We start from the raw sequence: 12,589 nt of genomic DNA on the forward strand, positions 1-12,589 counted from the left end.
TCGCAACCCACTTGACCTGCAAAAACCCCCTGTTTTTCAGGGTTTTCCGCAAAAGAGGCCTGAAACGGCCCCTTTTAGACTACCTATCTTGCTGTCAAGACCTGATCGACGGCTTCGGTGAACGTTTCTACATCACTTTGAGAATCTGCCGCAATCGCGTCTTCGGTCCCCGAAATCAGCGTCAAATTCGACGAAACATCCGCCATTGCGGCGTCCACACCAGACTGCTCGCCAACCACCTTGGAGCCGTCCTGGGCTATCGAACCGCCGTCACTGGCCGTCTCTGGCTCGCCCTCAGACGTGAGGTTGACTTGGGGAACGAAGATATCCGCCTGAGAGACGGCTGCGGCTGCAGAGCTCGCCAGAGGCTCTCCAGAAGCCGTTGCCTGGGCAGTGCTCGCACTCGCGGTTGCCAGTGTCACGCCCGTGTCGTCCAAACTGATCAACACCAGGTGCATATCACCGACGACACCTCGACGATCAATCACAGCATCATTGTTGATGTTCGCCGCTCCGGTCACCGCCGCGTCGCTCGTTGCACCATTGGTCGTGGTCGTTTGCGTGGCGTTGACCGTGATGATGGTTGCGTCAGAATCCAGTGCCACTTGAACGCCAGATAGGTCATCCAGAGCCGCTTCGCTGGCACGCGTGAGAATTGCCGACTCGCCTGCGTTCACAGCCACCAACACCGAACGAAGCGGACGAGACCCGAACCAGTCTGACACGCTCAAGTATTCAGCCTTGATGCGGCCTAAACTTAGCTCAACCGATTCATCGCCCTCGTCGACATCACTTTGAATCGACAGAGACTGAGCTTCGTCGCCATTTTGCAAGAACGGAATCGCGGGGATGTCCAACGTGTAGCTTCCGGGCAACAACCCCGGAATCCGAACTCCGCTATCCGTAACCACTACGCTGCTATCACTAAGCGGAATCGAAACCGCTTGATTGAGGATGTTCGTTCCTGTCAACGTGAACGCGGAAAGATCGCTCCCCAACATCCCGCTAGCTGAGCTTTGCAAGATGATCTCGATTGCCCGAGTCGTGTACTGAGCAACCGTCACGGTCATTGTTGCCGGACCGCTTCGCACTTGTGATGCGTCTTCGACTTCAAAGTCAAAAGTAATGTCGCCCGTGAAGTCGTCGCTTGGCGGGGTAAACAGAATCGACTGTCCGTCACTGGAAATCGTGGCTGTTCCGCTCGACGGTGTGGTCAGATTCACAAACCGAATAACTTCGCCGATATCCGGGTTGATCGGCAAGTCACTGATCGAAAGCACAGTCGTCTGGCCGCTGCCACGGACGATCGTGATTGCACCGTCGGAGATCGGTGGTGGGTCATTCACAGCGGTCACGTTGAACGTCACCGTTGTTGTCGCCAGTCCACCACCGGTATCTCGAATCGTGTAGGTCACCGTTTCAGTGCCATTGAAGTTGGCCGCTGGCTGGTACAACAACGTCGTACCATTGTTGCCTATCGATACGGTACCACCATTCGATGGCGTCCCTAGCTGCTCGATGACAAACGCTTGGTTGTCAGTATCACGAGTGTCATTAGCCAACACGTCGTAGCTCGCTTGAGCCGAATCTTCATTGATTGCCGCACCACCGGAAACAGGATACGAATCGGCGACTGCTGTTGGTGGAGCATCCGAGGGATTCACCGTTACGGTGACCGATACCGTATCGGTCCCAGTACCATCACTAAGCGTGTATGTGAAAGTGTCGGTTCCAACGAACGATGCCGCTGGTGTGTAATTGACCGTCAATCCATCGCTAGCAATCGTGACCGTTCCGCCTGCAGTCGGTGTTGAAACTGCGGTCACGGTTAGGGTCTCGCCAGGCTCCGCGGTCGACGCTTCATTGGCCAAAACATCCAACGAGTTGTTTGTCGAATCTGAATCCACGATGAATGTGTCGGACACACCAACCGGTGGATCGTTCACGTTGTTCACCGTGACGGTGACCTGCACGTCTTCCTGAACACCGTTGGGGCCCGAAACACGATAGGTGAACTCTGACGTCCCCACAAAGTCGCTGGCCGGTGTAAAGGACACTTCACCACCAGACAAAGTGACCGTACCACCCTGAGCTGGTTGCGTCACACTGACCACAGACAAACTACCTGACCCCGATACGATCGTATCGTTGGCCAACACGTCCAGCACCGTGGCACCGGAATCTTCATTCACGGTGAACGTATCCGCGACTGCAGTAAACGTTTGCCCAATCGCGAGCGTGGTGCCGATATAGCTGACCGCGTCGGTAGGAACCTGCTCGTTACTCGAGAACAACAAAACTTCGCTGCCGGTTTGGTCAGCCGGTTCGGCGACAAAGTTTACGGTTCCCGCTGCAAGGGACTCCATGGTCACCGTTGCGATTAGGCTCTCTTCCTCACGGGTCGGCGTCGTCAAGCTACTAGCGGCACCTAACTCGTCAATCAATCCGCTACTGATGGTGCCGCGGGTTACATTCCCAAACACGCTGGAATAGTCAATCGAAACGCCTGGCACCGCGCGAACTAGCGTGCCATCAAACAACACGTCGGCAAAGGCTGCGTAAACCCCATCGACATCCAAACCAGTACGATTATCGACGCCATAGAAATTCAACAAAAACTGCTGGCCAACCTCCAGCGAATCGATCACGTTGCCATCCAGGTCAGTCACTTCGAGACGCACGCCCGCAATCGGAGCTGCTGCAACGTTGACAGAGAACGTTTCCGTCCGCAAATTGCCGGCCGCATCTCGCAATTCAACCGTAAAGCTATTTTGGCCTAACTGCGACTCCGTTGGAGTCCAGTTGATTACACCAGTCCCCGCTACGATAGTCGCTCCCGTTGGTGCGTTGGAAAATGAATAGATAACGCCACTTCCTTCTTCAGCACTAACTAAGTCAGTGGTGTAAGCCGTATCTACGTTACCCGTCGTCTGCACGGTGCTGGTGTTGAATGTCGGCGAAGTTGTGTCGTACTGAACATCCAATGTCGTCGACAGACTACCAGCCACGCTGTCGATTACCTGACGTGCGGCAAGCGTGTAGGTTCCTTCACCAACCGACGCCAGGTTATTGATCGTGATAGCGATGGTGTTGCCAGTCGCGACACCAGACCCGACAACCGATCCGTCAGACGTATCGATGATCTGCACGGTCGCACCTGAAGTGACACCGGTGATGTCGAACGTCATCGTCCCCACGTTGGTGATGTTGTCTGTAGAGCTGGTTCCGGAATCACTCGAAGCTCGCAGATCAATCGAAGCTGGTGTGGCGATCGCCTGCTGATCGAACGTGAACGTCACACTTTGGCTATCAAAATTATCCCCAGCGTTGGTCGCCGCTTGCACTCCAACAATGATGTCCACACTTCCGGAGAATCCGCTGACAGCCTCCACAGTCACCAAGCCGGTATCCGGATCCACCGTCGCCGTAACGTTGCTGCTACTATTACTCAACAGATAACGGACATCATCGCCTTCAACATCTGTGCTTCCAAGTTGCAACGTCGCCGTGCCGGTGGTCGTTGTGATGGGATCAGTAATCGCGTCTAAGAACGGCTGACTATTGATCTCCACCCCTTGCGAGGTGACATCCTCTGTCACCGTCACCGGAACGATCTCTTGATACTGGTTCCCGTCACTATCGGTGATCGTAAAAGTCACGTTCGTCGTGCCGGTGCCGCCAAGGGCCTTCAACATTACAACGCTGTTTTCCACATCCTCGAATACCGTCGCACTGCTGATGACAACTGAGTTGGTTGGTTTGTCGTTACCGTCAACGTGCGTTTCGCTAATCGCTTCACGGACGTCTTCTCCCTCGACCAACTGCCCAAATACCGAGTGATTGAAGTCCAGGTATCGAGTTGGTACTTCGGTGATGAAGAACTGCGAGTTGTTGGTGTCATCGGTCGTCTTAGCAAACGACAGAACACCCGTCCGATTGTGTTGCAAGTCTTCGTGGAAATCGTCATCGAACTGCCCTAGGTTCGAACCGCTCTGTCCAGTTCCAGTTGGATCGCCCCCTTGGATTACAAAATCATCATCCACACGGTGGAAGATGATCCCGTCATAAAATCCATCTTCGGCAAGCGTTGCCACGCGGCCCGCCGCCGTTGGCGCTCGCTGTTCGAACAATTCAAAGACCATGTCGCCATAGCCCTCCATGTCCAAACGCAATGAACGATTCCCGGTCAAAACAACCGCTTCCAGCAAGGCACTGTTTTCAACCGAAACCGTTACCGTCAGAGGCCCACCCTCGGCATCGTAACCATCCACCGGAATATGCAGCGGCGAACCGATCGCGACGGTTTGCGGACCGATGGTTTCAAAAGTTGGACGTTCATCAGTCGGGTTTTGGAAATTGCTGAGTTGAATCAGCGTTTCGATTGTTTGAACACCCACCAAACGGTCGTTGTTAGGAAGGATCCAGGTCGGATATTCCGTGATGTTCAAACTGGCAAACTGAGGGTCTTGCGTCCGGTTCGCATCGGGAAGCGTGACTTCGGTGAAGGGAAGGTTATCACCCCCATCTTCAAAGAGTTGCTTTTGTTCCGTGCAAGCGGGACACCAGTTGGCTCCATAAAATTCGAAACCCGTATCGTCGAGCCACTTAGCTAATTCGACCAGGTTCACACCCGGCTCGCCTTCGGATACCAACGCTGAAATCCCGTTGTCGTCGTTCTCCGTCTGATCGGTGATCGCCGAGTTGTTCGAACCGGTGTCCGTGGCCGATGTGGAAAGCAAATCGACATCGCCTGCCATCATTTGACGACTCTCGAGCGATTCGAGCAGCAAACGGCCTCGCGATGCAGATACTTTGGAACTGCCGCGTGCGGAGTCTCCAACAATCACTTGAGCGAGGCGTTGACGTAGTTTTCGAGCGAGGTTCATCAGCAACGATTTCGAACAGGGATATTCGGACCAGCAGTCCTTATCAAAGGACGATTTCCAGGCTTGCAGGCAAACAAATGGCCGCCACAAGAACGAAAACAGGCGAACGGAAATGCTGGAGGTATCGGAAAAGTCGACCAGGACGGACCGATATGACAAGTTTTTTCGGCACAGCCGGGTTACTCACCACATTCAGCCACGACAGCCCAACCGGAAAAAATTAACAACGCCGATCACCGTAGGCGACTGGGGAAAATCACCATTGACGTTGCCAAGGCCGCAAATTGCCAGCCTTCGAAACCCCAGAATGAGAGGATTCACCTACCCACGGTTCGAATTTCAGTTCCGAAACGGTTACGTCGACTTTTCCGGTAATACAGGGGCAATTTTGACGTACGAAACCGGCAAATGGTTCCCGCAATGCCCGCTGGAATTAAGAAGGTGTGGCGGACGATAGGAACGTAATGCTGCGGCTGCCGCTCACGATGTCCATGGATCACGCCGCAAAAACTAGCCCTGAACGATCTTTTGAATCGCTTCAGGCAGTGCCAAACATTCCTGTTCGAACACGCGTGCAGCCAATGCATCGGGGGTGTCGTCGGCTAAAACGGGGCACGATCGCTGGTGCAAAACCGGGCCATTGTCATACAGGTTATCCACAAAGTGGACGGTGCACCCGCTTGTCTTGGCGCCACTGGCGATAACAGCTTCGTGCACGAAATGCCCGTACATGCCTTTGCCACCAAATGCTGGCAAAAGCGAGGGATGGATGTTGATCACCCGATTGGTGAACTTTTCCGGAATCAAAACATGCTTCAGGAATCCCGCCATCACGACATAGTCGCATCCTCGATCAGCAACTGGGCCAAACATCGCTTCGCTGTAGGCTTCCGGAGTTTCGCAGTCTTGCGGCCGAATGACGAGTGTCTCGATCCCGTCTTCTTGTGCGATTTCTAAACCACGAAGCCCCGCTCGGCTGCCAATGACCAATCGAATGTCGATAGGCAAGCCTGCTTCATCCCGGTGAAGAATCAAGTTCGAAAGCGTCCGCCCGCTGCCGCTCAAAAAAACAGCGACGGGCATACGGGTTGAATCCGAGTCTTCGGATTTAGGTGCCGAATCAATCATGAACTTTGCACCTTACCGACAAACAGTTGCCCGTTTTCGATATCGGTCGCCTCAATGCTTGGTAGCGGCTTCGTTTCTAAATTCACAGCCAACGTCTCTTCGCAAATCAGGTCGCCGTGTTCTTGCATCGCCGCAACGGTTTCCGCGTCTTCGCTGACGATTCCTACTTCGATTCGATCGGTGTAATCACACTCAATCTCTTTGCGGCGACTTTGAATCGCTCGAATCAGATCCTTCGCGATGCCTTCACGTCGCAGCTCGTCGGTCACCTCGGTATTCAACACAACCACGCAACTTTGCCCCTGGGCAGCAGCCCATCCGTCGCGAGCTTTCAGTCGGACCTCGATGTCTTCGTTATCCAATTCGAGGGACCCGTCGGCCATTGCCAGTGAAACCTTTCCTGTCGATTGCAATTGGCTAAGCAGTTCGTTTCCGTCCGCCTCGCTGAGCATCTTCTTTACTTGCGGAATTTGTCTACCAACTTTGGGGCCCAATCGCTTGAAGTTTGGAACCACGTTGTACTGAACGTACTCGCCACCATCGGTCGTGTACTCGACCGCTTTGACATTCAATTCCTCTCGCACCAATTGGTCATGGCTTTCCAGCCAGCCAATTTGCGAATCATCCGTCAAAATCACCTCAACCTTGGACAACGGCAGGCGAACCTTCAACTTGGCGTCCGCACGGGCAGACCGTCCCAACGAGGCGATCTCACGCAGCAACTTCATCGACGCTGAAAGTCCCTCATCGATTCGAGACGCACCGTTTGGTGCCTTCTCCGTCACGGGGTAGTCGCACAGATGAACGCTCGACAACACCCGATCACCAAACGGACGAGTCAATTCTTGCCAAAGCTTATCGGCCAAGAACGGGACGAACGGAGCGATTACTTTGGTCAACTGCACCAGTGTTTCGTACAACGTCCAATAAGCGTCCAGCTTATCTTGCGAATCTTTGTCGCCACCCCAGAAGCGATCACGACTTCGACGGACGTACCAATTGCTTAGCCCATCCAACAGTGATGTGATCGCCTGACACGCGTTATAGTTGTCAAGCTTATCCATTCGCTCCACCACAACATCGATCGTCCGGTCCAGCTCTGACAAAATCCAACGATCGATTTCGCTGCGTTCCGCCACATCGCGATACGTCGCCGCTGACGCCAAACTTGCCGGCGACAATTGATCGTCGGCGCCAGTCGCAGTGGTGGGATCAAAGCCATCAATTTCGGCATAGATCGTGAAGAAGCTAAACGTGTTGTAGAGACGAAGCAGGAATTCAGGAATCGAATCACGGATCGCTTGATCGGCGTAGATGATCGAGTTCCAAGGAGCTTGATTGGCGAAGAAATACCAACGCATCGCATCGGCACCGTAGCGATCAAAGATCTCCGAGGGGCTGCGGTAGTTCCGCAGGCTTTTGGACATCTTGCCGGTCTTCTTCTGGAACGTCAGGTCTGGCTGTTCTTTCGTTTCCTCTTCCGTCAAGACAACTGTCTTCTTACCGTTATCGTTGGCTTCGTGCCACTGCGACAACATCAAACCCAACACGATGCAGTTACGAAACGGATGTGGGTAGTCTTGTTGCTCGTTCGTTTTAGCAATCAGCGAACTAGCCAAGGCATCCGGTTTGGCTCCTTCCTCGACACCAATGCTTGCTCCCTCGCCGAACAACATCGTGCTGATCGCGAGCTGGCTATAGAACCAACCGCGAGTCTGATCGATCGCTTCGCTGATGAAGTCAGCGGGAAACTGTTCCTGGAACCGATCGTCGTTCTGATGCGGCCACCCCCACTGAGCAAACGGCATCGCCCCGCTGTCATACCAACAATCGATCACCTCCGTGACCCGTTTCATCCGGGCACCCTCTTCGAAAGGCGAGCTATAGGTCACCGCGTCGATGTACGGCTTGTGAACGCGCAAGTCGTCCGCCAACTCCGGATTCTTCGCCTTCGCGGCCGCCCACACTTCGGTTCCCTCAACACCCGGCTTGGCAAGCAGTTCATCGTAACAACCGATTGCTTCCATTCGTCCGGTCGCATCGCATACCCAAATCGGCAGCGGTGTGCCCCAGTAACGTTCTCGAGACAACGCCCAGTCAACGTTCGAATCCAAGAAGTTACCGAAACGTCCGTCTTGGATATGCTCGGGTTGCCAGCCAATCTTAGAGTTGTTCTTCAGCATCAAATCGCGGAAGCGAGTCGTGCGGATGAACCAGCTTTCACGCGGGTACTGAATCAACGGATCTTCATCCGCTCGCCAGCAAAACGGGTAGTCGTGCAAGTATTGCTCTTGGTGCAATAGCATGCCGCGGTCGCGAAGTTCACGGGCTAAAGGCTTGTCCGTCGCCTTCACCCATTCGCCCTTCATCAAAGGGAACTCATCGGTGAACTTGCCATCGGGACCGACCGCACAAAGCAATTCAGGTCGTTGACCATCAACAAACCGAAGCCGCTCTTCGACCAAGACTTCATGGTCAACCTCGCCGAATGCCGGTGCGAGGTGCACCAGACCGCTCCCCGACTCAGTTGTTACGAAATCAGCGGCGACAACACGCCAGTAATGCGATTCCGCACCTCCACTTTTCAGTTCACCAACGGGATCCGAAAGTCGTTCACGGTAATCTTCAAACGGTGGCTGATAGCGTTGGCCGACCAACTCCGAACCTGAAACCGTACCGACGATCTTCAGTTCTCGCTTAATCTTGCCAGCCAGCGTCTCAACCAACGCCGCTGCCATCACCAACTCATCGCCGGTTTCACTGTCTTCAACGATCGCGTATTCCAAATCCGCTTTCACGGCCGCGTACATGTTGCTGGGCAATGTCCACGGCGTCGTCGTCCAAACGACCAACGACCGCTTCTTTTGCAGAGAATCATCCACCAACGGAAACAACACGTAGACACTCGGGTCAGCGACTTCGCGATAGCCTTGGCCTACTTCCCCAGCCGACAACGCGGTGCCGCCCTGAGCCCACCACCAAACAATCTTGTGTCCCTGATACAGCAAGTCACGATCAAACAGGTTCTTCAGACTCCACCAAACGCTCTCGACGTACGACTGGTGGTAAGTGACATAGGCCTGGTCCAAATCCACCCAAAAACCGAGCCGCCGGGTTAGGTTTTGCCATTCCTGCATGTAACGCCAAACACTTTGCTGGCATTTTTGGATGAACGGCTCAACGCCGTACGCTTCGATTTCTTCCTTGCTGTGGATACCGAGCTCTTTGCCGACTTCGACCTCGACGGGCAAACCGTGAGTGTCCCAGCCCGCCTTGCGCTCACAGCGGTAGCCACGCATCGTTTTGTAACGCGGAAAAACATCCTTGATCGCTCGCGTCAGACAGTGACCGGGGTGGGGCATCCCGTTCGCTGTTGGGGGGCCTTCGTAAAAAACGAAGGTGGGTGAATCGGCACGGCGAGCCAGCGACTTTTCATAAATTTGGTTTTCGTCCCAAAACGCGAGAACGTCTTCTTCCAACTTAGGAAACGAGGGACTCGACGCGGCAGCACGGAATCCACTCGATTGCAACGATTTGGGGGAATTGGGTTGCGCGGACATCAAAAACCAAAAATTAAAAGGGCATCACATGTTTTCAGGAGCCCTAATTTACGAGCTCAGTGAAGTTTTCCCCAGCCCCTGCCCCCGCGTTGGATTCAACCGCTCGAATTCCCCCGCCAGGTCCCCCTAGAGACACTCCCGTTAACAGATCCCAAGCCTGCTAAACCGCTGCGTTTCGACTCGCACTTTCCAATTGCAGCAACCGTTCTTTTCTTTCGATCCCGCCAGCGAATCCGGTCATTTGACCGCTGCTGCCGACAACACGGTGACAGGGAACAAGGATGGAGATTGGATTGCGGCCCACCGCCGCCCCGACGGCCCGAATTGCTTTCGGTCGGTTAATTTCCATCGCGATATCGCGGTAGGTGACGGTCTGCCCCGCAGGAATTCGGCACAATTGCGACCAAACCTGTTTTTGAAACGGGGTTCCCGACAACTGACAGGGGATGTCAAAACGATCTCGCCGCCCGGCGAAATACTCGTCCAACTGACTGACGATCGAATCCAAAAGGCGATCCTCCCCCGGTAGAGCGAGTTCCACAACCTCATCCCAGTGCCGAGGCTCGGGGTGGTGTCCAGGGAAGTAGACTCCTACACAGCACCCGTGTTCACGGTGCTCACCTTCTCGATCCCCGCGTGGTGTTTCTCGGTTTTGTGCTTTTCTTTGTGGTCGCTGTTCACTGTCATTGAACTGGTCTCGGTCCATGAACTGGTCCAGCGCAGCGTCAAGCTCGTGATCGGGTTGACCACTTGGAATAACATTGACGTCTGCGGCGATCCGAAGTGGCCCCATCGGGCTTTCCCAGATCGTCTGAACTCGTTGCATCGCGAACATCCATCAAACCCTTTAGAATCCCCGGCTCAACACCGGCCCAACAATCGAGACCTCGATTGCAACATACCGCTCCACCTACCAACACTCCACCACAACCTATGAAACGAATTTCTGCCTGCCTTGCCGGCCTACTTGTCGCAACGACAGGTTTTGCCGACTCACCTCAATCCGCTAGCTCCGGCAAAACCACCCAACAAAAGACGATCAACCTTGCCGATGCTCCTGCCTCGGTCGACACCTCCCCGATGCCGATCCAGGTCGTCCACGCCTACCCGAATCTTCGCATCAGCCGTCCGGTCATGATCACCGGGTGCGGTGATGGTAGCGGACGGCTGTTCGTGGCCAGCCAAACTGGGGAAATCTACGTTTTCGATGAAAAAGATGAGTCGATCGAAGAACCGGAACTGTTCGTCGATTTGAGCGACCGAGTTAGTTACAAAGATCGTGAAAACGAAGAAGGCTTCCTGGGATTGGCGTTTCACCCCAACTTCGCCGACAACGGGAAGTTCTACGTCTACTACACCGGCTCAAGCCGTCCTCACGTTTCCTACTTGAGCGAATTCCAAACGGTCAAAGGATCGCAAAATAAAGCTGGCGACCCGGCTAGCGAACGACAACTGATGCAGATCCAGCAACCGTTCTGGAATCATAATGGTGGCACGATCACTTTCGGCCCCGATGGGTTCCTTTACGTAGGACTAGGCGATGGCGGTAAAGCCAACGATCCACTCCGTTCCGCACAAGACCTCAGCAAGCTGCTGGGTTCGATTTTGCGAATCGATGTCGACACACGAAGCGGCGAATTGCCGTACGGAATTCCCACTGACAATCCACTTGTCGGACGTTCAAACGTTTGGCCGGAAATCTACGCATGGGGCGTTCGCAACATTTGGCGAATGGCTTTTGACAAACCGACCGGACGTCTTTGGGCCGCCGATGTCGGCCAGAACGATTGGGAAGAAATCAACCTGATCCGCAAGGGCGGCAACTACGGCTGGAGCCTGCGTGAAGCCGCTCACGCGTTCACATTGGAAGGCCGCAAAGGCTCGCCTGCGAAACCATCCCTGATTGAACCTTTGATCGAATACCCGCATACCGACGATATGGGCAAATCGGTCACGGGCGGGTTGGTCTATCGAGGCAAAGCCACACCGCAACTTGATGGCTACTACCTCTACGGCGACTATGTCAGTGGTCGTCTGTGGGCGATGAAGATCGACGACAACACGGACGCCGTCTTGGAAAATCGTCCCATCGCTTGGCAGCAACTTCCCGTCTTCACATTCGGAGAAACGGAATCAGGGGAAGCATTGATGAGCACCATGATGGGCGGCGGCCAAATCTTCAAGTTCATCGCCAAGTAGCTACCTGAAAGCACGGCCATCAAAGTCTGCGGCATCAAACTCGGTGTCGCAGACCAGGTCGACTTACCGGCCGGATCGCCTAGCCCCACTTTGGTTTTCTACAAGGTCGGTTTTCGACAAGACGTTCGCGAGACGACACGACAACCGAGTCGAGTCCGGCTCAGCGACGGCGCATCGCTCGCTGCAATCCGCGATCGGTGTCACGTTGTTTGATCGTCTCTCGCTTGTCGTAGAGTTTCTTGCCTTTGACCAAGCCCATCACGCACTTGGCAATGCCGCGATCGTTGAAATAAACGCGTAGCGGGATCAACGTAAGCCCTCGTTCGAAAGCCCGTCCGGCGAACTTGTCGAACTCTCGTTGATGTACCAACAACTTGCGGGCTCGCCGCGGGTCGTGGTTGAACAAACCGGCGTTGGTGTACTGGGCGAGGTCCGCGCCGATCAGCCAAAGCTCTCCGTTCGTTACCCGGATGTGCGCCTCATCGAGCGAAAGATTTCCCTCGCGCATCGACTTCACTTCACTGCCTAACAGCATCAACCCGCATTCGATTGAATCCAAGATTTCGTATCGAAACTTGGCTTTTCGGTTTTCCGAAACCATCGTGACGGAAGGCTCGTTCTTCTTGGCGGCTTTGCCTTTGCCAGATTTCTTCGCCTTCTTATCCGCCTTTTGCTGGCCGGCGGCCGTCAGCGTGGTCTTATGGGATTTTGTTTTCGATTTGGACATGGCTTCGATTGTAACCACCGGCGTGACGCCGCACAGTCGGCTAACGGCACGGTTGCCGATCCGCCCGAACAAGTTGCTCGCTCGACGGC

6 protein-coding genes are annotated in these 12,589 nt (G+C 54.4%); 1 reads left to right on the forward strand and 5 read right to left on the reverse strand.

The window, feature by feature from the left end; genetic code table 11:
* Nucleotides 1–83: 83 nt before the first annotated feature.
* From ACR3ZL_RS22370 to ACR3ZL_RS22385, 4 genes are all read right to left on the reverse strand, one after another.
* Nucleotides 84–4,886, reverse strand: a complete 4,803-nt coding sequence (locus ACR3ZL_RS22370; RefSeq protein WP_473650870.1) for an Ig-like domain-containing protein — start codon at nt 4,884–4,886, stop codon at nt 84–86.
* A gap of 510 nt (nt 4,887–5,396) precedes the next feature.
* Nucleotides 5,397–6,014 carry a phosphoribosylglycinamide formyltransferase gene (gene purN, locus ACR3ZL_RS22375; protein WP_473650869.1) on the reverse strand — a complete coding sequence of 206 codons (618 nt, stop codon included), beginning with the start codon at nt 6,012–6,014 and terminating at the stop codon, nt 5,397–5,399.
* Nucleotides 6,011–9,574, reverse strand: coding sequence for an isoleucine--tRNA ligase (ileS, locus tag ACR3ZL_RS22380; protein WP_473650868.1), 3,564 nt, complete (start codon nt 9,572–9,574; stop codon nt 6,011–6,013). The genes purN and ileS overlap by 4 nt, the downstream gene beginning before the upstream one ends.
* A gap of 160 nt (nt 9,575–9,734) precedes the next feature.
* Complete coding sequence (locus ACR3ZL_RS22385; RefSeq protein ID WP_473650867.1) at nt 9,735–10,409, reverse strand: methylated-DNA--[protein]-cysteine S-methyltransferase; 675 nt, start codon at nt 10,407–10,409, stop codon at nt 9,735–9,737.
* A gap of 98 nt (nt 10,410–10,507) precedes the next feature.
* On the opposite strand from ACR3ZL_RS22385, the gene ACR3ZL_RS22390 reads away from it, so the two are divergent.
* Entirely contained in the window at nt 10,508–11,773 is a 1,266-nt protein-coding gene (locus ACR3ZL_RS22390; RefSeq protein WP_473650866.1) for a PQQ-dependent sugar dehydrogenase, read from the forward strand.
* Between the two features lie 160 nt (nt 11,774–11,933).
* On the opposite strand, the gene smpB is transcribed toward ACR3ZL_RS22390, so the two are convergent.
* Nucleotides 11,934–12,500: an SsrA-binding protein SmpB gene (gene smpB, locus ACR3ZL_RS22395; protein ID WP_473650865.1), complete on the reverse strand. Its 567-nt coding sequence runs from the start codon at nt 12,498–12,500 to the stop codon at nt 11,934–11,936.
* Nucleotides 12,501–12,589: the final 89 nt, after the last annotated feature.

The organism is Rhodopirellula sp. J20-39 (assembly GCF_057365095.1).

Bases quoted from the DNA above. Each gene is read 5' to 3' on its own strand.
- ACR3ZL_RS22370 (WP_473650870.1), bottom strand. From the start codon at position 4,886: ATGAACCTCGCTCGAAAACTACGTCAACGCCTCGCTCAAGTGATTGTT.
- purN (WP_473650869.1), bottom strand. From the start codon at position 6,014: ATGATTGATTCGGCACCTAAATCCGAAGACTCGGATTCAACCCGTATG.
- ileS (WP_473650868.1), bottom strand. From the start codon at position 9,574: ATGTCCGCGCAACCCAATTCCCCCAAATCGTTGCAATCGAGTGGATTC.
- ACR3ZL_RS22385 (WP_473650867.1), bottom strand. From the start codon at position 10,409: ATGTTCGCGATGCAACGAGTTCAGACGATCTGGGAAAGCCCGATGGGG.
- ACR3ZL_RS22390 (WP_473650866.1), top strand. From the start codon at position 10,508: ATGAAACGAATTTCTGCCTGCCTTGCCGGCCTACTTGTCGCAACGACA.
- smpB (WP_473650865.1), bottom strand. From the start codon at position 12,500: ATGTCCAAATCGAAAACAAAATCCCATAAGACCACGCTGACGGCCGCC.